Here is a 21490-nt window from a genome sequence, read left to right as displayed (position 1 = left end):
TAGGGTTGGCTCGCAGGCAGATGCCTGCTCGCTGGAGACAGCCGTACCGCTGGGGGATAGGTGGAGGGCTGGCGGCGGCCCATCCTTGGATTCAGGAGCCACACCAATGAACAAATTGCCTCAGATCACCCTGGCTTTCTGGGTGATGAAGATTTGCGCCACGACCTTGGGGGAAACAGCCGGCGACTTGCTGTCCATGACACTCGACGTCGGTTACGCCATGAGCTCGCTGATTCTGTTCAGCCTCTTTCTGATCGCCCTGACCGGGCAACTGATGTCCCGTCGCTACAACCCGGGGCTCTACTGGCTGGTGATCCTCGCCACAAGCACTGCCGGCACCACCATGTCGGACTTCATGGATCGCACGCTGGGGCTGGGTTATGCCACCGGTTCGGCAATCCTGATCGGCATCCTGCTGACGGTTTTCGCGGTCTGGCGCTTCAGCGAAGGCTCCCTGTCGGTGGAACGTATCGCCAGCCGCAAGGGCGAACTCTTCTATTGGGTAGCCATCCTCTTCTCCAACACTCTGGGGACAGCACTGGGCGATTACCTGGCGGATGACTCCGGCCTGGGTTTTGCCGGAGGGGCCTTGCTGGTGGGTAGCCTGATCGCCGTGGTGGCGGTGGCCCGCTATGTCACGAAAATTTCCCCGGTGGCGCTGTTCTGGATCGCCTTCGTCCTGACCCGGCCCTTCGGTGCAACCCTCGGTGATGTGCTGACCAAGATGCCGGACAAGGGCGGGCTGGGCTTTGGCACTGTCGGCTCTTCCGCGATCCTGGCTGCGGTGTTGCTGGTGATGGTGGTGGTCGCCATGCGCGGCACTGCCCGTACCCGCTCCGACGAAAGCGCAGCGCAACTGACCTGAAGTCAGACAAGGTCAGGTGTTGCTCCAGCAACACCTGACCAGCAAGTTGCCTGCTTAATTCAGGCCTGGCTGTTGATTAAAATTATCAAGCCATTGATTTATAAGGAAAAACAAAACTGGCACGGGTGCTGCTTTATCCCTCTGCAAGCAAGGTCGCGACTGTTCGCGGCGAAACAGCAGTGCAGAGAGCCCCATGTCGCAATCCCCGATTTCCGCCCAGTACCCCATCGGTATCCCCGACGCCCAGATCATCCGTAGCGATGCCCAGGCCATAGAAGTGGCCCATCGCGTCGCAGCCTTCCTGCTGGAGGGTGATGCCGAGCGCGATCGCACCCGCCAGGTCCCCTCGGAAGTGGTGGACGTGTTTTCCAATAGCGGTCTCTGGGGCATCACCGTGCCCAAGGTGTTCGGCGGCGCCGAGGTGAGCTACGCCACCCTGGCCGAAGTGATCGCCATCATCTCGGCCGCCGACGCCTCCCTCGGACAGATTCCGCAGAACCACTACTGCCTGCTGGAAGACATCCGCCTGCAAGGCACCTATGAGCAGAAGCGCTTCTTCTTCGGCCTGGCGCTGAAGGGCAACCGCTTTGCCAATGCGCTGTCGGAAACCGGCGGCAAGAACGTGCAGGACATCCAGACCCGCATCCGTCGCAAGGGGGACGCCCATGTCATCAACGGTCGCAAGGGCTACTGCACCGGCTCGCTCTATGCCCACTGGCTGGCGGTGCTGGCCGTGGACGAGGACGACAAGGCCCAGCTGGCCTTCGTCCCGCGCGGCAGCGAAGGACTGGTGATCGTCGACGACTGGTCCAGCATTGGCCAGCGCAACACCTCCAGCGGCTCGGTGCTGGCCGAGGATCTGCGCTTGCCGTCGGCGAACCTGTTCCCCACCTACCGCTCCTACGAGAGCCCGACCCTGGCCGGCCCGTTCGCCCAGATCACCACCGCTGCCATCGATGCCGGGATCGCCCGTGCGGCCCTGCGCGACACCATCGCCTTCGTCCGTGAGCACGCCCGCCCCTGGATCGATGCCGGGGTGGAGAAGGCCAGCGAGGACCCGCTGACCATCATCCAGGTGGGCAACCTGGGCATTCGCCTGGAGGCCGCCGAAGCGCTGCTGGAACGTGCCGGTAAGGTGATGGACGCCGCTCGCCCTGCACCGGACGAGGACAATGTGGCCGCCGCTTCGGTTGCCGTGGCCAAGGCGAAGGTGCTGACCACCGAAATCGCCATCGAAGCCTCCAACAAGCTGTTCGAACTGGGTGGCACCCGCTCCACGCTGGCGCGCCACAACCATGATCGTCACTGGCGCAATGCCCGCGTGCACACGCTGCACGACCCGGTGCGCTGGAAGTACCACGTGGTCGGCAACTGGCTGCTCAACGGCGTGAAGCCGCCGCGTCACGACTGGTCCTGAGGCGCGCGACATGAGCAAGCAGATCCGCCTCAACGCCTTTGCCATGAACGCCGTGGGCCACCTGTCCCCCGGCCTCTGGCGCCACCCGCGCGATCAGGCGCGGCGCTACACCGACATCCACTACTGGATCGAGCTGGCGCAAACCCTGGAACGCGGCAAGATTGACGGCCTGTTCCTCGCCGACGTGCTGGGTGTCTACGACGTCTACCAGGGTGGCCCGGAGCAGGCCCTGCGCAATGCCGCCCAGGTGCCGGTGAACGACCCGCTGCTGCTGGTGCCGGCCATGGCCGCCGCCACCCGGCACCTGGGTTTCGGCGTCACCGCTTCGGTGTCCTTCGAACACCCATACCCGTTCGCCCGGCGCATGAGCACGCTGGACCACCTCACCGGCGGCCGTGCCGGCTGGAACATCGTCACCTCCTACCTGGAAAGCGGCGCACGCAATATCGGTCTCAAGCAGCAGCTCAACCATGAGCAGCGCTATGCCCTGGCCGGGGAATACCTGGAGGTCTGCTACAAGCTCTGGGAGGCCAGCTGGGATGAGGACGCAGTGGTCGCCGACACCGAGCGTGGTGTCTATGCGGACCCGGCCAAGGTGCACCCCATTGCGCACAAGGGCGCGCACTTCGAGGTGCCCGGCTTCCACCTCAGCGAACCATCGCCGCAGCGCACGCCGGTGCTCTACCAGGCCGGCGCCTCCAGCCGTGGCAAGGCCTTCGCTGCTGGCAATGCCGAGTGCGTGTTTGTCGCCGCGCCCACCCGCCACATCCTGCGCAACCAGGTGGCGGACCTGCGTCGCCAGGCCGAGCTGGCGGGCCGCAAGGGCAGCGACATCAAGGTGTTCAACCAGCTCACCGTCATCGTCGCTCCCACTGATGCTGAGGCCCAGGCGAAATGGCGCGAGTACCGCGAGTTCGCCAGTCATGACGGCGCCCTGACGCTGATGTCCGGCTGGACCGGCATCGACTTTGGCCAGTACGCGCCGGATCAGGTGTTGCGTCAGGTCGAGAGCAACGCAATCCAGTCGGCGGTGGATGCCTTCACCGCGGCGGACCCGAGCCGTACCTGGACCACTGCCGAGATCGCCGACTACTGCGCCCTGGGTGGCGACGGCCCGTTGCTGGTGGGGTCGCCGCAAAGCGTGGCCGACGAGTTGCAGGCCTGGGTGGAAGAGACCGACGTGGACGGCTTCAACCTGTCCAGCATCGTCGCGCCGGAAACCTTTGTGGATATCGTTGACCTGCTGGTGCCCGAGTTGCAGGCGCGCGGCTTGTTCAAGCGCGACTACGAAGACGGCAGCCTGCGCCACAAGCTGTTCGGTGAGGGCGACCGTCTTGCCGAGCCGCACCCGGCTGCGCAGTTGCGCAAGAGGGCAGGGCGATGAACGAGCTGCTCGCCAACCTCGACTGGGTGGAAATCGGCCAGGCCTGCATCGACACCCTGACCATGCTCGCCTTGGCGCTCGGCTTTACCGTGTTGCTCGGCCTGCCGCTGGGTGTGCTGCTCTACCTGACTGGCAAGAAGCAGATGCACGAGAAGCCCGGTTTCTACCGCTTCGCTTCGGCCGTGGTGAACATGCTGCGTTCGCTGCCTTTCATCATCCTGCTGATCGTGATGATCCCGCTGACCACGCTGCTCACCGGCACGTCCCTCGGCGTCGCCGGGGCCATCCCGCCGCTGGTGGCCGGCTGCACCCCGTTTTTCGCACGGCTGGTGGAAACCGCGCTGCGCGAGGTGGACCGCGGACTGGTGGAGGCTACCCAGTCCATGGGTGCCAGCACCTGGCAGATCATCTGGCACACCCTGCTGCCGGAGGCCCGCACCGGGCTGATCGCCGCCGTGACCGTCACCGCCATCGTGCTGGTGGACTACACCGCCATGGCCGGCGTGATCGGCGGCGGGGGCCTCGGCGACCTCGCCATCCGCTTCGGCTACCAGCGTTTCCAGACCGACGTGATGGTGGTCACCGTGGCCCTGCTGATCCTGCTGGTGCAGGCGCTGCAAATGAGCGGCGACCGCCTCGTGATCCGCTACAGCCGCCGCTGAAATCCCGCCGCAGGGCAGCCGGCTTTCGCTGCCCACCCAAGGCCTCACGTTCACCCCACGACGGCCAACCCAATACTGCCCAGGAGCACTTGCAATGAAAAAGGCTATCGCCATTCTGGCCGCCGTCGTCGCCTTCTCAGCCCAAGCTGGCGAGAAGCTCGTAGTCGGCGCCACTCCGGTTCCCCACGCGGAAATCCTCGAGTTCGTCAAACCCACCCTGGCCAAGGAAGGCGTGGACCTGGACATCAAGGTCTTCACCGACTTCATCCAGCCCAACGTGCAACTGGCGGAGAAGAACCTCGACGCCAACTACTACCAGTACCGGCCGTTCCTCGATGAGTTCAACAAGAGCCGCCACACCAACCTGGTGCCGGTGGTGGGCATCCACATCGAACCCTTCGGCGCCTACTCCACCAAGATCAAGAAACTCGACGAACTGAAAGACGGCGCTTCCGTCGCCATCCCCAACGACCCGGTGAACACCGGCCGCGCCCTGGTGCTGCTGCACGAAGCCGGGCTGATCAAGCTCAAGGACCCGAGCAACACCCTGGCCACCCAGCGCGACATCGCCGAGAACCCGAAGAAGCTGAAGATCCGCGAACTGGAAGGTGCGCTGCTGGCCCGATCCGTGAGCCAGGTGGACCTGGCCTTCGTCTTCGCCAACTACGCACTGGAAGCCGGCATCGACACCAACAGCGCGCTGATCGTCGAGAAGGGCAAGGACCTCTACGCCGAGTTCCTCGTCGCCCGTCCGGACAACCTCCAGGACCCGGGCCTGCAGAAGCTGGCCAAGGCCCTGAACTCGCCGGAAGTCCGCCAGTTCATCGTCACCCGCTACAAGGGCCAGATCGCCCCGGCGTTCTGACTCACGCATTGCCCCCCTCTCGCTCGGATGACCCCCTCTCCCTTGGGGAGAGGGCTGGGGTGAGGGAAGCCCGATCCGCTCCATTGCTGAAGGCCACACCGCATGAAAAACGAAACCACCCACAACGCATTTCGTGATGAAGCCCCGCCATTACTCCCGGCGGCGCTGATCGAAAACGATGCGCAGGCCCTGCAAGCCGCTCACGAGGTGGCGAAGCTGGCCAGGAAAAATGCCTCACAGCGTGACCGCGACCGCCTGCTGCCCTGGCGCGAGCTGGAGCTTTTCACCCGCCTGGGGCTGGGGGGCATACGCATTCCGCGCCAATACGGCGGGGCCGAGGTCTCCCACGTCACCCTGGCTGAAGTGTTCCGCATCATCTGCGCCGCCGACCCGGCACTGGGGCAGATTCCGCAGAACCAGTTCGGCCTGCTCAACGTGGTCGAGAACGTCGGCAGCGAAGCGCAGAAGCGCAAGGTGTTCGGCGGCATCCTCGCCGGTCGCCGGCTGGCCAATGCTGGCCCCGAGCGCAACACGAAGCACACCCTGGAGATCAAGGCGCGCATCACTCGTAACGACGAGGGACTCAGGGTCAGCGGCGAGAAGTTCTATTCCACCGGCGCGCTGTTCGCCCACTGGGTGGCGGTCAAGGCCATCGACGACAACGGCGTCGGCGTGCTTGGCCTCGTTGAGCGCGGTGTACCGGGGCTGCGCATCGTCGATGACTGGTCCGGTTTCGGCCAGCGCACCACCGCCAGCGGCACCGTGCTGCTGGACCAGGCGCCGGTCGCCGACGACCTGGTTTTCCACAATAGCCGGCTGGCCGAGGTGCCGAGCATCCAGGGCGCGGTGTCGCAACTGATCCAGGCCGCCATCGATGCCGGTATCGCCGAGGCGGCCATCGACGACGCCATCGCCTTCATCCGCGAACGCTCGCGGCCCTGGGTGGATGCCGGCGTCGAGCGCGCCAGCGAGGAGCTCTACACCATCGCTGAGATCGGCCGCCTGAAGACCGAGCTGAATGCCGCCAACGCGCTGCTGGAACGCGCCGGCCAGGTGCTGGACGAAGTGGCCGCTGCGCCCATCGATGACGAGTCCGCTGCCCGCGCCTCCATTGCCGTGGCCGAGGCCAAGGTGCTGACGACGGAAATCAGCCTGCTCGCCAGCGAAAAGCTCTTCGAGCTGGCCGGCAGCCGCGCCAGCCTCGCCGAGTTCAACCTCGACCGCCACTGGCGCAACGCCCGCGTCCACACCCTGCACGACCCGGTGCGCTGGAAGGTCCAGGCAGTCGGCGCCTATCACCTCAACGGCGCCAAGCCGGCCCGTCATTCCTGGATCTGAGGAGTTCTCCATGACATTGCCGCAACCTGCACCGGCTCTCAGCGTCGCCATCATTCGTGACGACGCCGAGGCCATCGAGGTGGCCCACCGCATCGCCGCCGAGTTCAAGCCCGGCGCCGCCGAGCGTGACCGCGACCGCCGCCTGCCCCATGAAGAGCTCGAGGCTTTCAGCCGTTCCGGTCTCTGGGGCATCAGCGTGCCCCGTGAATTTGGTGGCGCTGGTGTATCGCGGGTGACCCTGGCCCGGGTCATCGCCATCATCAGCGCCGCCGACGCCTCCCTCGGGCAGATTCCGCAGAACCATTTCTATGCCCTTGAAGTCCTTCGCGTGAATGGCAGCAAGGCCCAGCAGCGACGCCTGTTCGCCGCCGCCCTGGCGGGCCAGCGCTTTGGTAACGCACTGGCGGAAATCGGCACGCGCACCGCCAATGACCGCAATACCCGGCTGATCCGGGAAGGCGCGGGCTACCGCATCAATGGCCGCAAGTTCTATTGCACCGGCGCCCTCTATGCCGATCGGGTACCGACCCTGGTGGTGGCCGAGGATGGGCACCAGTACCTCGCCTTCGTCCCGCGCAATGCTCCCGGGTTGACGGTCATCGATGACTGGTCCGGGTTCGGCCAGCGCACCACCGGCAGCGGCTCGGTAGTGTTCGAGAACGTGCCGGTGCGCTCCGAGGACCTGGTGTCCTTCCAGGATGCCTTCGACCGTCCGACCACTGTCGGCCCCTTCGCGCAGATCCTCCATGCCGCCATCGATGCCGGCATCGCCCGCGCCGCCTATGAAGATGCACTGGAGTTCGTGCGTACCCGCTCGCGGCCGTGGATCGACTCCGGCGTGGACAAGGCCAGCGACGATCCGCTGACCATCCAGGAGTTCGGTCGCCTGGCCATCCGTCTGCATGCCGCCGAGGCCATCCTCGACCGCGCCGGCCGCCTGCTGGATGCCGCCACTGCCCAACCCAACGCCGACAGCGTGGCCGCTGCGTCCATCGGTGTGGCCGAGGCCCGTGCCCTGACCACAGAGGTGTCGCTGGCCGCCGGCAGCAAGCTGTTCGAGCTGTCCGGCACCCGCGCCAGCCTGGCCGAACACAACCTCGACCGTCACTGGCGCAACGCCCGCGTGCACACGCTGCACGACCCTGTGCGCTGGAAGTACCACGCCGTGGGCAACTTCTACCTCAATGACAAACTGCCACCGCGCCGGGGGACGATCTGATGGCGCGCAAGCAGATTCTCCTCAACGCCTTCAACATGAACTGCGTGGGGCACATCAACCACGGGCTCTGGACCCACCCGCGCGACCGTTCGGCCGACTACCGCAAGCTGTCCTACTGGACCGAGTTGGCGCAGTTGCTGGAGCGGGGGTTGTTCGACGGCCTGTTCCTGGCGGACATAGTCGGTGTCTACGACGTCTACCAGGGCAACGTCGACCTGACCTTGAAGGAAAGCATCCAGCTTCCGGTCAACGACCCGCTGTTGCTGGTCTCGGCCATGGCGGGCGTGACGCGCCACCTGGGTTTCGGCCTGACCGCCAACCTCAGCTACGACGCGCCGTACCTGTTCGCCCGACGCATGTCGACGCTGGATCACCTGACTGATGGTCGGGTGGGCTGGAACATCGTCACCGGCTACCTGGAGAGCGCCGCCCGCGCCATGGGGCTGACGCAGCAGGTGGAGCATGACCGCCGCTATGACCAGGCCGACGAGTACCTGGAGGTGCTCTACAAGCTCTGGCAGGGCAGCTGGGAGGAGGGCGCCGTGGTCAATGACCGGCAGCGACGCATCTACGCCCAGGCGGACAAGGTGCACAAAGTTCGCCACCAGGGTGAGTTCTTCAACGTCGAGGGCTACCACCTCTGCGAACCTTCGCCGCAGCGCACCCCGGTGCTGTTCCAGGCCGGTTCCTCCGCGCGCGGGCTGCGTTTTGCCGGCGAGCATGCCGAATGCGTGTTCATCAGCGGCAACAACAAGGCCGCCACCCGCGCCCAGGTGGACAAGGTGCGCGCAGCGGCCCAGGCCGCTGGCCGCGATCCGCACGCGGTGAAGGTGTTCATGGGCATCAGCGTGATAGTCGCGCCCACTGAGGCCGAAGCGCGCGCCAAGCACGCCGAGTACCTGGCCCACGCCAGCGCCGAGGCAGGCGTGGCGCACTTCGCCAGCTCCACCGGCATCGACTTCTCCCGTTTCGGCCTGGATGAGCCGATTCCGTATGTGAAAACCAACGCCATCGAATCGGCCGCCAGCAAGCTCAAGGACAACAGCCTGACCCGTCGTCAATTGCTGGAACAGCACGCCCTGGGCGGGCGCTACATCCTGCTGGTGGGCTCGCCCACCCAGGTAGCCGACGAGCTACTGAGCTGGGTGGAGGAGACCGGTCTCGACGGCTTCAACCTCACCCGCATCGTCACCCCGGAAAGCTACGCCGACTTCATCGACCTGGTGGTGCCGGAGCTTCAGGCACGCGGCGCGTACAAGACGGCGTATGCCGAAGGCACCTTGCGGCGGAAGTTGTTTGGCCAGGGGGATCGCCTTCCCGACAACCACCCGGGCGCTCGCTTTTCCTCGGGGCAAATTTCTCCTGTAGGGGCGAATTCATTCGCCAAGCAGGCCGAAGGTCTGCCCCTCAGAAAACCAGGGAGCGCTGCGCGCTCCTCAGCGAATGAATTCGCCCCCACAAGGTAATTGCCAACCCATTCCCCCGTTACTCAAGGACTAAAGACATGCCCAAGCACCTCCTCAAAACCCTCACCCTCGGCCTGCTCCTGGCCTCCGGTATCGCCCATGCCGCCGACTCCAAGGTCCTCAAGGTCGGCACCACCGCTGCCTTCGCCCCGCCGCTGGAAGTGGCGGTGGAAGAGGCCGCGAAGAAAGGCCTGAAAGTGGAACTGGTGGAATTCACCGACTGGAACTCGCCGAACATCACCCTGGCTGCCGGCGACATCGACGTGAACTACTTCCAGCACACGCCATTCCTGGAAAACGCCAAGAAGGAAGGCGGCTTTGCCCTCAAGCCCTTCGCGCCCGGCGTGATCAACAACGTCGGCCTGTACTCGAAGAAGTACAAGGCAATCGCTGATCTGCCGGAAGGCGCCAAGGTGGCCATCGCCAACGACCCCATCAACGGTGGTCGCGGCCTGCAACTGCTGCAGAAGGCCGGGCTGCTGAAGCTCAAGGATGGCGTCGGCTACAAGGCGACCCTGGACGACATCGTCGAGAACCCGAAAAAGATCGACATCATCGAGCTGGAGGCCGTGCAACTGGTGCGTGCCCTGGATGACGTCGACCTGGCCCAGGGCTACCCGCACTACATCCGCCTGGCCGGCACCCTCGATGCCAACAGCGCCCTGCTGTTCGATGGCATCGAGAACAAGGAATACATCATCCAGTTCGTCACCCGCGCCGATTACCAGGACGACGGCCGCCTGGGCGAGTTCGTTGACATCTACCAGCACTCGCCGCAGGTGCGCGCTGCGCTGGATAAGGCACACGGCAAGCTCTATCAGCCCGGTTGGAATTAACAGGGGGGGTGATGACTTTGTAGGGGCGAATTCATTCGCCAAGCAGGCCGAAGGTCTGCCATGGGATGTCCGGGGGAGCGCTGCGCGCTCCTTGGCGAATGAATTCGCCCCTACAGGTTTGTGCCTTCAAGGAATACCGAATCGAGAGGCCCTATATGGTCAGTTTCAACCGCAACATCAGCCTGGACCTGCCGCATATTCGCCTGCAGGCACTGGGCAAGGCCTATCAGGGCAGCAAGGGGCCAGTGCAGGCGCTGCAAGGCATCGACCTGGAAATCCGTCGGGGTGAAGTGTTCGGCATCATTGGCCGCAGCGGCGCGGGCAAGTCGTCGCTGATCCGCACCCTCAACCGCCTGGAAAAACCCACCAGCGGCCAGGTGGTGATCGACGAAGAAGACATCGGCCAGTTCGACGAGAAGCAGCTTGTGCTCCTGCGCCGCCGCGTCGGCATGATCTTCCAGCACTTCAACCTGATGTCGGCCAAAACCGTCTGGCAGAACGTTGCGCTGCCGCTGAAAGTTGCCGGCGTCCCCAAGGCCGATATCGAGCGCAAGGTCAGCGAACTGCTGGAATTGGTGGGGCTCGCGGACAAGCGCGATGCCTACCCGGCGCAACTTTCGGGTGGGCAGAAGCAGCGCGTCGGCATTGCCCGCGCGCTGGTGCATCAGCCGGAAATCCTGCTCTGCGACGAAGCCACTTCGGCGCTGGACCCGGAAAGCACCCAGGCCATCCTTGCCCTGCTGCGCGATATCAACAAGCGCCTGGGGCTGACCATCGTGCTGATCACCCACGAGATGGCGGTGATCCGCGAAATCTGCGATCGCGTGGTCGTGCTGGAGCGCGGCCAGGTGGTGGAGCACGGAGAGGTCTGGCGTGTGTTCGGCGATCCGCAGCACGAGGTCACCCGGACCTTGCTGGGCACCCTGCGCCACGACCTGCCGGACGACCTGCTGGCGCGGCTGGTCAGTCAGCCGGCTGAAGGTGCCAATGCACTGCTGCTGGATCTGCATTTCACCGGCGCCAGTGGCCGTGAGCCGGATCTGTTGGCCATCGCCCAGGCGCTTGGCACGCGGGTGAGCCTGGTGCATGGCGGCATCGACCGCATCCAGGGGCGCGCCCAGGGGCATCTGCTGCTCAGCGCGACGCTGGCGGGAGAGGGCGGGCTGGACCTGCTGGAGCGGGCGCGGCCCCTGGCGGACAAGGCGGAGGTGCTCGGCTATGTCGCCCATGCTTGACCGGCTGCTGCAGGGCATCCTCGACACCTTGCTGATGATCGGCGCGTCCTCGTTGATCGTGTTCCTGGTGGGGATTCCCCTGGCCCTGGTGCTGGTGACCACCGGCCCCGGTGGCATCTTCGAAGCCCGCACGTTGAACCGCACGCTGGGCAGTGTGGTGAACGTGCTGCGTTCGATCCCGTTCCTGATCCTGATGGTGGCGTTGATCCCCTTTACTCGCCTGATTGTCGGCACCAGCTACGGGGTATGGGCGGCGGTGGTGCCGCTGACGATCGCCGCCACGCCGTTTTTCGCGCGCATTGCCGAAGTCAGCCTGCGCGAGGTGGATTTCGGCCTGGTGGAGGCGGCCCAGGCGATGGGCTGCCAGCGGCGCCACATCATCTGGAACGTGCTGTTGCCGGAAGCGCGGCCGGGCATCGTCGGCGGCTTCACCATCACCCTGGTGACCATGATCAACTCGTCTGCCATGGCCGGCGCCATTGGGGCGGGCGGGTTGGGGGATCTGGCCTATCGCTACGGTTACCAGCGCTTCGACACGCAGATCATGCTGACGGTGATCATCCTGCTGGTGGTGCTGGTGACCCTGATCCAGTTCGGCGGGGATCGTCTGGCGCGGTTATTGAACAAGCGGGCGTAGGCCACGCGCATCCGGAAGCCCAAACTACAGGGCTGCTATGCGGCACGGATAGCCCCCTCTCCCGCTTGCGGGAGAGGGTTGGGGAGAGGGCAGTTGGGGCTCTCAAGGGGCAGACCTGCGGCCTGCTTGGCGAATGAATTCGCCCCTACAGAAAACACAAAGCCCGGCATCTGCCGGGCTTTGAGGTTTTGCAGTCCGCCATCAGACGACGCGGTTGGCGCCGGTGCGGTCGGCACCGCTTTCAGCGACGCGGTTGGCGCCAGTACGGTCAGAGCCACTTTCGGCGACGCGGTTGGCGCCGGTGCGGTCGGCACCGCTTTCAGCGATGCGGTTGGCGCCAGTGCGGTCGGCACCGCTTTCGGCGACGCGGTTGGCGCCAGTACGGTCGGCACCGCTTTCGGCGATGCGGTTGGCGCCGGTGCGATCAGAACCACCTTCGGCCACGCGGTCCAGGACCATGAAGCTACCTTCAGCGGCAACCGGGTCGATGACCTGGATGTAGGTGCCTTCCTTCGACTCGCCCAGAACCGGCTGGGAATCCGACGGCAGGGCAAACACGCTGGTGCTCAGGGCGGCGATGAACAGGGCGGCGAAGGCTTGGGTTTTCATGATCGTGGGCTCCTCGTGGGGGGCTGGAAACCGGGTACGGAGCCAATCTTACGGACGGGGAGTCGATTAAAAAGTGAACACGCGCGATAGGGATCATCGACGCCGTTGATAGTCTGTGAAGTGCTTTTAAATCAGAGAGATACGTGAAGCGAGGGGGATATCACGAATGAAATCGCCCCGCAGATTGGGGCGGGGTTTCCCCTCTCCTATTGCGGGAGAGGGGCGGATTCTCAATCCATCACGTCCTGCAGCACTTCGTAGATGATCCCGGTGGCCACTGCGACCAGGATCAGGTCGGTGCCGGCCCGGACCCAGTCGTAACCTTCGTAGTGGGGCAGGCGGTTGACCAGCCGGCCGTCGAGCTTCTTGGCGATCCCCGGTGGCAGCGGCTTGCCGCGTGCCAGGTTCTTCTGGATACCCGGCGGCAGGGCCTGGGCCGGACCCCAATAGTCGCGATTGTCGTCGAGGATGACGCGGATGCCGCCGATATCCACCTGCGGGCTGCCGGACCAGTTGTTGCCTTGGGCGCTGGATTGGCCCTTGTCATGCCCCTTGCCTTTGCCGGGGTCCGCCAGCAGGGCGGGTGAGCCGGCGACGAGCGCAATACTGGTGAGTGCGGCGATCAGGGTGCGGGTTGTAGTCATGTCCTTGGCCTCCATGGGGCTTTTCCCTTTGCTGATGGACTGCGAAAGCAGGGGCGAGTGCCGCAACTATTGCAGAAATTTCTCTGGCTTGAAGTGTGCGGTTTTGTGACGGCGTTCATGCTTTTCAAGCCGGACGTCGACCGAACCTGCCGCTCGTCTTCCGGCGGCGAACCAGCTTAGGGGAAAGGAGTCTCACCGCATATCGTGAAGTAAAGCCTGTGGAGGCTCCAAATTGATCAATAAGAAAACCCTGTTGGCCGCAGCCACCTGTGCGATGGTCCTTGCGGCGGGTACCGTCCTGCCCGGCGGTGCATCCCTGGTCGACTCCGCCTACGCCCGAGGCAACGGTGGCGGAAATGGCGGAGGAAATGGTGGCGGCAACGGTGGTGGTCATGGCGGCGGCCATGGCGGTGGTATCGGCGGTGGCGTGGGTGGTGGCCATGCCGGCACTCACGACGGCAAGGGCCATGGCTACGGCAAGGACGCCGACCACACTGGCAAGGCCACTCGCAATGGTGAGGACAAGGGCCACAGTTACGGCAGCCTGCGCAACGATGACAACGGCCATGGCGTGGCGACTTCCGCCGTCGCCCGTGACAAGGACAGCCGCGGCCTGGCCAATGCCCGTGCCGTGTCTGAGACGACCCCGGGCGATCACAACGCCCATGGACGTTCCCAGGCCGAGGCCTCGTCGAGCAAGAACGACGGCAAGAGCCATCGCTAGAGACATCGCTGGAAATGAAAGGGGCAACCAGTTGGTTGCCCCTTTTTCATTCAGTGTGCCGCCAGCAACACACCTCGGCATTCGCCGAAGCCGATGCTCGGATAGCCCTCCCGCTGGCAACGGGCGCGCAGGATCACTTCGTCGCCGTCTTCCAGGAAGGTGCGCTGCTCGCCGCCGGGCAGGGTGATCGGCTGCTTACCGCCGAAGGTGCTCTCCAGCAGGCTGCCGAAGGCCTGCGGTTCCGGACCGGAGAGGGTTCCGGAGCCGAACAGGTCGCCGGCCTGCAGCTTGCAACCGCCCACGCTGTGGTGGGCAACCATCTGCGCCACGGTCCAGTACATGTTCAGGGTGTTGCTCAGCGCCAGGCGATGGGGCGCCATACCCTGCTCGCGCATGGCGGGGGTGAGGACCAGCACTTCCAGCTCGATGTCGAAGGCGCCTTTGGCCTGGTCGGCTTCGTCCAGCAGGTAGGGCAGGGGCTGCGGGTCGCCTTCCGGACGGGCCGGCTGGGCGGCGCGGAAGGGTTCCAGGGCTTCAGCCGTAACCACCCAGGGGGAAACCGTGGTGCCGAAGTTCTTCGCCAGGAACGGGCCGAGGGGCTGGTATTCCCAGGCCTGCACGTCGCGGGCGGACCAGTCGTTGAGCAGGCAGTAGCCGGCGATGTGCTGTTGGGCATCGCTAATGGCGATGGACTCGCCCATCTCGTTGCCCTGGCCGATCCAGATACCCAGTTCCAGTTCGTAGTCCAGGCGCTTGCTCGGGCCGAAGTTCGGCACTTCGTTGCCCGGTGGCATGGTCTGGCCCAGCGGGCGGCGCACCGGGGTGCCGGACACGCAGACGGTGGACGCGCGGCCGTGGTAGCCGATGGGCACGTACTTGTAGTTGGGCAGCAGCGGGTTGTCCGGGCGGAACAGGCGGCCGACGTTGTTGGCGTGGTGGATGCCCACATAGAAGTCGGTGTAGTCGCCCACTTTCGCCGGCAGGTGCAGTTGGCAGGTGGACGCGGCCGGCAGCAGGGCCTGGCCCATGGCTTCCAGGCGTTCCTGGGCGCTGCTGCCTTCGGCCAGCAGGTCTTGAAGCTGCGCGCGCAGGGCGCGGCGGGCGGAGGCGCCGAGGGCGAAGAAGGCGTTCAGGCTGTCACCGCAGGCGGACTGCGCCGCTTCGGCCGCTTCGCCGCTGAACAGCCCTGCATCGGCAGCGACCTTGAGGTCGAAGATCGCGTCGCCAATGGCTACGCCGCCACGCGGCGAGGCGCTCGCCGGGCTGAAGACGCCCAGCGGCAGGTTCTGCAGGGGGAAATCCGGGTGGCCGTTGGCGGAGGCGATCCAGCTACGGCGATTGTCTGTCTGGGTCATGTCAGATCCTGCCCTTGTCGAAGGTCTTGGCCATGCCGGCCCAGCATGCATCGTAGTCGCTCTGCAGCTGCGGGCATTCCAGCGCGTATTGGCTGGGGCGCAGCACGCGGCTGGTCTCGAACATGAAGGCCATGGTGTTGTCGATCTTGTGGGGTTTCAGATCGGCGGCGATGGCGGCGGTGGTGGTGGCGTTGTCCGGGCCGTGGGCGCTCATGCAATTGTGCAGCGAGGCGCCGCCCGGGGCGAAGCCTTCTGCCTTGGCGTCGTAAGCGCCCTGGATCAGGCCCATGAATTCGTTCATCAGGTTGCGGTGGAACCACGGCGGACGGAAGGTGCTCTCGGCCACCATCCAGCGCGGCGGGAAGATCACGAAGTCGACGTTGGCCTGACCAAAGGTTTCGCCGGGCGAGGTGAGCACGGTAAAGATCGACGGGTCCGGGTGGTCGTAGCTCACCGTGCCGATGGTGTTGAAGCGGCGCAGGTCGTACTTGTAGGGCACGTTGTTGCCGTGCCAGGCGACCACGTCCAGCGGCGAGTGGTCGAGGGTGGTGGCCCAGAGTTCGCCGAGGAACTTCTGCACCAGCTCTACCTTTCCATCGATTTCTTCGTAATGGGCCACCGGGGCGAGGAAGTCTCGGGGGTTGGCCAGGCCGTTGCTGCCGATGGGGCCGAGGTCCGGCAGGCGCAGCGCGGCGCCGTGGTTCTCGCAGATATAGCCACGGGCGGTGGCATCCAGCAGCTCGACACGGAATTTCATGCCGCGCGGGATCACCGCGATTTCCAGGGGCTCCACATCCAGCAGGCCCAGCTCGGTCGCGATGCGCAGGCGACCCTGCTCGGGAACGATCAGCAGTTCGCCATCGGCATTGAAGAACACCCGCTGCATCGAGGCGTTGGCGCGGAACAGGTGCACGCTGACGCCCGAGGCCTGTTCGGCATCGCTGGTGGCGGCGATGGTCAGCAGGCCGTCGATGAAGTCAGTGCGTTCGGCGGGAATGTCCTGCGGATTCCAGCGCAGGCGGTTGGGCGTCACCGGACCCAGGCGGTTGCCGGCGATCTGGCGCTCCAGGCGCTGGTACTGCGGGTGGTTGGCCGAAGGCTTGATGCGGTACATCCAGGTACGCCGGGCCTCGCTACGCGGCACGGTGAAGGCGGTTCCGGAAAGCAGCTCGGCGTACAGGCCGTAGGGCACTTTCTGCGGGGAGTTCTGGCCGACGGGCAGGGCGCCCGGCAGCGCTTCGCTGCTGAACTCGTTGTTGAAACCGGACTGGTAGGTGAGCGGAGCAGGGGAGACCATGGTGACCTCGCTGTTTTTGTAATTTGATTACGCATAACGTAATTTGAAAGGGAAAAGGGGTCAAGCTATAACAGCGGCCTCCACACCGACCAAGGCCATGACATGACGAGCGAGAACGACAGCGCGGGTGCACCGCGGCGGCAGAAGGTGCAGGCCGCCGAAGTGGGCACTGACATCCTCAAGGGGTTGGCGGAACTGGCGCCGGCCACCTCGCTGTCGAAGTTGGCCGAGCACGTCGGCATGCCGGCGAGCAAGGTGCATCGCTATCTGCAGGCGCTGATCGCCAGCGGCTTCGCCGAGCAGGACGCCACCACCAATCACTATGGTCTCGGCCGCGAGGCGCTGCTGGTCGGATTGGCCGCCATTGGGCGGTTGGACGTGGTGAAGGTGTCCATGCCGCACCTGGCGGAGCTGCGCGACTCGCTGAACGAAACCTGCTTCCTTGCTGTTTGGGGCAACAAGGGGCCGACAGTGGTTCACGTCGAACAGGCCCTGCGTGCCGTGACCCTGGTGACCCAGGTGGGCTCGGTATTGCCGTTGCTGGGTTCGTCCACGGGGCTGGTGTTCAACACCTACCTGCCCGAGGGTGAAACCGCCTTTCTGCGGGACGAGGAAATGGCCCAGCCAGGGGCGCCCGCCGCTGCCGAGCTGAAGGAGCAGATGGCGCAGATCCGTGCCACTGGGTTGCACCCGGTGCATGGCCTGCTGATGCCGGGCGTGAATGCGCTGTCGGCGCCGCTGTTCGCGACGGGCAGCAAGCTCGCCGGCGTAATCACGGTGGTGGGAGCGGCCAGTGTGTTCAGCGCCGATACCGAAGGCTCCGCCGCCGAGCGTCTGCACCGGGCGGCCGAAGCCATCAGCCTGAGGATGGGTGGGCGGCAGCCGGCGTAAGCAGTTCGCCGCCTACCGGCTCTACTCGTTGATCGTGAACAACTTGCTGCATTCCCTCGGGTCGCCGGTGTCGATGCCGACGTTCAACCAGCGCAGGCGTGTCGCCGAATCGGACAGGTCCAGCGGGTCGGCCATGGACGGCAGGCCCGCGCCGGCGCGTGCGGCGTCGCGTTCGCGCACGGCCTTGAGCGCTGCATCCAGCTGCTCGGGTTCCAGCCAGGCGTACTTGCGCCGCGCATAGCTGATCCAGCTGCCCACCAGACAGTCCGCCACCAGTTCCTGGGTTACCCGCAGGTTCTCGCTGCTGTGGGCCGGGTCCATGTCGGTATTGAGATCCTTGAACCACCCCACCACGCCCACCAGCTTCTGGATATGGTGTGCGGCGGCGTGGGCCACCACATAGCTGCGTGCGAGGTCGCCCACCTGCGGAGCGTTCTTCTGCAGGTCGTCCAGGTAGGCCATGTCGAGATAGAGCTGAGACGTGCTGGAGCAATACAGCGGTCCGCTGAAGGTGCCCTTGAGCTGGCAGGGCGACTCCAGCCGGTCGCGGAAGCTCACCAACTTGGGTCGTTTGTAGGAGAAGTCGGCGCGGGCGAGAAATTCGCCCCAAATGTCCTCGATGCTCTCCAGCATCAGTTTGGTCAGCTCCTGAGAGTCGGCCGGCGCGTGCTGCATGGCGGTGGGGGGCGGCGCGGCGACCGGCTTCGCCGCCGCGGCGGGCTCCTCGATCACCTCTTCGGGGAACGCCGGTGGTGGGGGCATCAACCGGTCGACAAGGTGCGCGGGGCCGAAGGCCAGGTAGACCGCCACTCCTACCAGCGCGACGATGATCAGCAACCACGACAGCCAGCGCAGCAGTCGGAGCAGCAACCCCGTGCGGGGACTCGGGGCGGCGGCTTTTCCGGGCATATCGATGAGCTCCTGGGGGTATTGAGATTCAGTGTTGTCGCTTCCGGGCAACCGCGCCATTTTTTCATCTGTCTCTCTCGTGAGACATCTGTCACATGATGGCAACCTGACGCTGCTTGAATGCCCGGCACTCATCAGCCGCCCGGAGTATCGATCATGGCAGCCGAAAGCAGTCTGGCTCGCCTGCTCAAGACCGTGGAACCCTTGACCCCGGACATGAGCATCAGTGATGTGGCCGATCGCCTGCTGACCCGTGAACACAAGGCCTTCCTGTCCCTACCGGTGGTGGACGGGCAGGGGATGCCGCTGGGCCTGGTCAGCCGCTACACGTTGCAGGACATCTTCATGCAGCGCTTCGGCCGCGACCTCTGGGGCCGTCGTCCGGCGTCCGACGTGATGAACCCGGCACCGCTCACCGTCGCCCTGGCCAGTGGCCTGGAGCTGGCGGCCAAGCAGGTCACCGGGCAATTGCAGTACCCGATTACCGAAGATTTCATCCTGGTGGACGAGCAGGGACGCTACTTGGGACTCGGTACGGTGCTGGACCTGCTGAAAGCCATGGAAATGCGTATCGCCCAGCGCAACCGGGTGCTGCGCCAGGCGCTGGTGGACCTGAAGGAATCCCAGACCCAGCTGGTGCAATCGGAAAAGATGGCGTCCCTCGGCCAGATGGTGGCCGGCGTCGCCCATGAGCTGAACACCCCGCTGGGCTACGTGAAGAACAACGTGCAGCTGATGGAAGAGCTGACCACGCCGTTGTTCGCCCTGGCCGAGAGCCAGGCCGCGCTGGCCGCCTGCCTGGAAGACCCGGCCTGCGACGAGAACCGCCTGGCCGATGCCCTGGAACGCGCTGCCGCCAGCCGCGAGGAGGCCGCTCCCGAGCTGCTGGCTGGCGATCTGCGCCAGTTGTTCGGTGACACGCTGTATGGCATCGGCCAGATCGCCGAGCTGGTTTCCGGCCTCAAGGATTTCGCCCGCCTCGACCGCGCCATGAGCGAGGAAGTGGACCTCAACGAGTGCATCCGCAGTGCCTTGCTGATCGCCCGCAACAACATCAAGGACAAGGCCGAGGTGTTCCAGATGCTGGGCGAGCTGCCCCGTGTCACCTGTGCCCCGTCGCAGATCAACCAGGTCTTGCTCAACCTCTTCACCAATGCCGCCCAGGCCATGGACGAACCGGGGCGCATCCAGGTACGCAGCTGGGCCGACGAGGCCGGCGTGTTCATTTCAGTGCAGGACAGCGGTCGCGGGATGCCACCGGACGTCATGCGACGCATCTTCGATCCCTTCTTCACCACCAAGCCGGTGGGCGAGGGGACCGGGCTGGGGTTGTCCATCAGCTACAAGATCATCCGTGACCATGGCGGCAGCATCCGCGTGGCCTCGGAGCCGGGGCGCGGAACGCGCTTTCTCATCAGCCTGCCGCGCAATCCGGCGGTCGAACTGAAACGGAGTGCCTGAGTCCATGTCGTCTTCCGTCCGCATTCTCTTCGTCGATGACGAGGAACGCATTCTGCGCAGCCTGGCGCTGCAGTTCCGCCGCCAGTACGAGGTGATCACCGAGAGCGACCCGCTGCGCGCGCTGGAACGGCTCAAGGAAGAGTCGGTGCATATCATCGTCAGCGACCAGCGCATGCCGGGTATGAGCGGTGCCGAGCTGTTGGCACGTTCGCGGGAGATCGCGCCGGAATGCCTGCGCATCCTGCTCACCGGCTACTCCGACCTGGATGCCGCGGTGGAAGCGCTGAACAACGGCGGTATCTTCCGCTACCTGACCAAGCCCTGGGACCCGCAGGAAATGGCCTTCACCCTGCGCCAGGCGGCGGAGATCGCCCTGCGCCAGGCCGCCGCGCCGGTCACCACCGCCACCAGCAACCTGGCGGCTCCGCTGAACCTGCTGCTGCTGGATGACGATCCGGAAACCCTGCACTGCGTCCAGGCCTTCTGCCAATCCGGCGGCCATCGCCTGCTGCGCGCCCACAACCTGAGCGAGGCGCTGGTGACCCTGAACCTGGAACCGGTGGACCTGCTGGTCAGCGACCTCAAGCTGGGCGGCGAGGACATGGCGCCGCTGCTGAAATCCCTGGCCCAGGCCCACCCGCGGCTGCTCAGCCTGGTGGTGACGCCGTTCCGCGACACCCAGGCGCTGCTCAAGCTGATCAACGAAGCGCAGATCTTCCGCTACCTGCCCAAACCGATCCGCCGCGGCCTGTTCGAAAAGGGCCTGAAGGCGGCCGCCGAGCAGTCCTTCCTGTGGCGCGCGCAGCCGCTGGAAATGGTCCCGCGTGCGGCGGATGCCCCGAAGGAAGCCAGTGAGAACCAGCGTGTCGGCAGCCTGCTGGGGATGCTGGCGCGATTGCGTGAGCGGGTTATTGCCTGAGGCACTGATCCCCCTTCGACTGCGAAGGGCAGTCCTTCGGCCTGCTTGGCGATTGAAATCGCCCCCACAAGAGCAGGGCCGCGTTCGGAGGAGGGGGATATGGGCTGGCTCGAACCATCCGGCGAGCCCATTTCCTTGTAGGGGCGAATTCATTCGCCAAGGGCAACGCAGTTGCCCCAACGAACTCCCGAGGGCAGACCTTCGGCCTGCTTGGCGATTGAAATCGCCCCTACAGGGGCGGGCCGCGTTCGGAGGAGGGGGATATGGGCTGGCTCGAACAATCCGGCGAGCCCATTTCCTTGTAGGGGCGAATTCATTCGCCAAGGGCAACGCAGTTGCCCCGACGAGCTCCCGAGGGCAGACCTTCGGTCTGCTTGGCGATTGAAATCGCCCCTACAGGGTCAGATCCGCCCCGAGGGTTGAGGAGTGCCGCTCAGTACTTGATATCCCGCGCTCTTTCGCGCCCTTGCTGCTTGGTCTGCCGCTTGTCCTGGCGGCATTCGGCGTTGTACTGCATGTCGGCGGCGCGGCAGTCCTGTTTGATCTGGCGTGCATCCTGGCGGGTTTCCTGGCGGACTTCCCGCGCGGCGCGGCGCTGTTGGGCCTGCTCGGTGGCCCAGGATGCGCCTGCCGAAACCAGCAGGAACATGGCAGCCAGGAGAACAGGAAGACGAGGAGTGCGCATGGCGTTGCCTCCCTTGGCGAAGAGGGTGTGGTATTTCAGTACAGCCGATTTTGCGCGCAGCTGCTGCGATTC

21 protein-coding genes are annotated in these 21490 nt (G+C 65.2%); 15 read left to right on the top strand and 6 right to left on the bottom strand.

The features are described 5' to 3' along the window. Nucleotides 1-106 precede the first annotated feature (106 nt). The 11 genes from E8F06_RS27460 to E8F06_RS27410 all read left to right on the top strand — a co-directional run bounded on the left by E8F06_RS27460 (nucleotide 107) and on the right by E8F06_RS27410 (nucleotide 11924). Nucleotides 107-865, top strand: a complete 759-nt coding sequence (locus tag E8F06_RS27460; RefSeq protein ID WP_280372324.1) for a hypothetical protein — start codon at nucleotides 107-109, stop codon at nucleotides 863-865. 193 nt (nucleotides 866-1058) lie between these two features. After that, entirely contained in the window at nucleotides 1059-2282 is a 1224-nt protein-coding gene (locus E8F06_RS27455) for an SfnB family sulfur acquisition oxidoreductase (protein WP_280372323.1), read from the top strand. A 10-nt stretch (nucleotides 2283-2292) separates the two neighbouring features. Beyond that, nucleotides 2293-3666 (top strand): LLM class flavin-dependent oxidoreductase, encoded by a 1374-nt coding sequence (locus E8F06_RS27450; protein WP_280372322.1) that lies wholly within the window; start codon nucleotides 2293-2295, stop codon nucleotides 3664-3666. Further along, a complete protein-coding gene (locus E8F06_RS27445; RefSeq protein ID WP_179057611.1) occupies nucleotides 3663-4328 on the top strand; it encodes a methionine ABC transporter permease in 666 nt (221 codons plus the stop codon). Before E8F06_RS27450 ends, E8F06_RS27445 begins: the two co-directional genes overlap by 4 nt. Nucleotides 4329-4422: 94 nt before the next feature. Then, entirely contained in the window at nucleotides 4423-5193 is a 771-nt protein-coding gene (locus E8F06_RS27440) for a MetQ/NlpA family ABC transporter substrate-binding protein (RefSeq protein WP_280372321.1), read from the top strand. Between the two features lie 102 nt (nucleotides 5194-5295). Then, nucleotides 5296-6531 carry an SfnB family sulfur acquisition oxidoreductase gene (locus E8F06_RS27435; RefSeq protein WP_280372320.1) on the top strand — a complete coding sequence of 412 codons (1236 nt, stop codon included), beginning with the start codon at nucleotides 5296-5298 and terminating at the stop codon, nucleotides 6529-6531. Nucleotides 6532-6541: 10 nt separating this feature from the next. Further along, the gene (locus E8F06_RS27430; RefSeq protein ID WP_280372319.1) at nucleotides 6542-7750 is read left to right on the top strand and encodes an SfnB family sulfur acquisition oxidoreductase; all 1209 of its coding nucleotides are present in this window, start codon (nucleotides 6542-6544) and stop codon (nucleotides 7748-7750) included. Beyond that, the gene (locus tag E8F06_RS27425; protein ID WP_280372318.1) at nucleotides 7750-9216 is read left to right on the top strand and encodes an LLM class flavin-dependent oxidoreductase; all 1467 of its coding nucleotides are present in this window, start codon (nucleotides 7750-7752) and stop codon (nucleotides 9214-9216) included. The genes E8F06_RS27430 and E8F06_RS27425 overlap by 1 nt, the downstream gene beginning before the upstream one ends. A gap of 38 nt (nucleotides 9217-9254) precedes the next feature. Next, entirely contained in the window at nucleotides 9255-10052 is a 798-nt protein-coding gene (locus tag E8F06_RS27420; RefSeq protein ID WP_280372317.1) for a MetQ/NlpA family ABC transporter substrate-binding protein, read from the top strand. Nucleotides 10053-10207: 155 nt separating this feature from the next. Continuing rightward, on the top strand, nucleotides 10208-11287 hold the full coding sequence (locus E8F06_RS27415; protein ID WP_280372316.1) for an ATP-binding cassette domain-containing protein: 1080 nt from the start codon (nucleotides 10208-10210) through the stop codon (nucleotides 11285-11287). Then, entirely contained in the window at nucleotides 11271-11924 is a 654-nt protein-coding gene (locus tag E8F06_RS27410; RefSeq protein WP_179057604.1) for a methionine ABC transporter permease, read from the top strand. The genes E8F06_RS27415 and E8F06_RS27410 overlap by 17 nt, the downstream gene beginning before the upstream one ends. Before the next feature lie 201 nt (nucleotides 11925-12125). On the opposite strand, the gene E8F06_RS27405 is transcribed toward E8F06_RS27410, so the two are convergent. Further along, nucleotides 12126-12533 (bottom strand): phage infection protein, encoded by a 408-nt coding sequence (locus E8F06_RS27405; protein WP_280372315.1) that lies wholly within the window; start codon nucleotides 12531-12533, stop codon nucleotides 12126-12128. Between the two features lie 230 nt (nucleotides 12534-12763). Then, the gene (locus E8F06_RS27400) at nucleotides 12764-13177 is read right to left on the bottom strand and encodes an anti-virulence regulator CigR family protein (RefSeq protein ID WP_280372314.1); all 414 of its coding nucleotides are present in this window, start codon (nucleotides 13175-13177) and stop codon (nucleotides 12764-12766) included. Nucleotides 13178-13409: 232 nt separating this feature from the next. Here E8F06_RS27400 and E8F06_RS27395 point away from each other — a divergent pair, with 232 nt between their 5' ends. Further along, on the top strand, nucleotides 13410-13901 hold the full coding sequence (locus E8F06_RS27395; protein ID WP_280372313.1) for a hypothetical protein: 492 nt from the start codon (nucleotides 13410-13412) through the stop codon (nucleotides 13899-13901). Nucleotides 13902-13951: 50 nt separating this feature from the next. On the opposite strand, the gene fahA is transcribed toward E8F06_RS27395, so the two are convergent. Together fahA and hmgA are read right to left on the bottom strand one after the other, a co-directional pair. Continuing rightward, nucleotides 13952-15256: a fumarylacetoacetase gene (gene fahA, locus E8F06_RS27390; RefSeq protein ID WP_280372312.1), complete on the bottom strand. Its 1305-nt coding sequence runs from the start codon at nucleotides 15254-15256 to the stop codon at nucleotides 13952-13954. Between the two features lies 1 nt (nucleotide 15257). Further along, complete coding sequence (hmgA, locus tag E8F06_RS27385; protein WP_280372311.1) at nucleotides 15258-16553, bottom strand: homogentisate 1,2-dioxygenase; 1296 nt, start codon at nucleotides 16551-16553, stop codon at nucleotides 15258-15260. Between the two features lie 102 nt (nucleotides 16554-16655). On the opposite strand from hmgA, the gene E8F06_RS27380 reads away from it, so the two are divergent. Beyond that, nucleotides 16656-17444: an IclR family transcriptional regulator gene (locus tag E8F06_RS27380; protein WP_280372310.1), complete on the top strand. Its 789-nt coding sequence runs from the start codon at nucleotides 16656-16658 to the stop codon at nucleotides 17442-17444. 21 nt (nucleotides 17445-17465) lie between these two features. Here the strand turns inward: E8F06_RS27380 and E8F06_RS27375 are convergent, their stop codons facing one another. Then, nucleotides 17466-18353, bottom strand: a complete 888-nt coding sequence (locus E8F06_RS27375; RefSeq protein WP_280372309.1) for a neutral zinc metallopeptidase — start codon at nucleotides 18351-18353, stop codon at nucleotides 17466-17468. Nucleotides 18354-18509: 156 nt separating this feature from the next. Between E8F06_RS27375 and E8F06_RS27370 the strand changes: the two genes are divergently transcribed. Together E8F06_RS27370 and E8F06_RS27365 are read left to right on the top strand one after the other, a co-directional pair. Further along, complete coding sequence (locus tag E8F06_RS27370; RefSeq protein WP_280372308.1) at nucleotides 18510-19814, top strand: ATP-binding protein; 1305 nt, start codon at nucleotides 18510-18512, stop codon at nucleotides 19812-19814. A gap of 4 nt (nucleotides 19815-19818) precedes the next feature. Then, a complete protein-coding gene (locus E8F06_RS27365; protein WP_280372307.1) occupies nucleotides 19819-20733 on the top strand; it encodes a response regulator in 915 nt (304 codons plus the stop codon). Nucleotides 20734-21166: 433 nt separating this feature from the next. On the opposite strand, the gene E8F06_RS27360 is transcribed toward E8F06_RS27365, so the two are convergent. Continuing rightward, a complete protein-coding gene (locus tag E8F06_RS27360; RefSeq protein WP_280372306.1) occupies nucleotides 21167-21418 on the bottom strand; it encodes a hypothetical protein in 252 nt (83 codons plus the stop codon). Nucleotides 21419-21490 lie beyond the last annotated feature (72 nt).

Origin of the sequence: Pseudomonas sp. BN411, assembly GCF_029871235.1 — a bacterium.
In the GTDB taxonomy this organism is placed as follows: domain Bacteria; phylum Pseudomonadota; class Gammaproteobacteria; order Pseudomonadales; family Pseudomonadaceae; genus Metapseudomonas.
The sequence above is the reverse complement of the archived record's forward strand: the minus strand, read 5'-3'. Positions and strand labels throughout refer to the sequence as shown.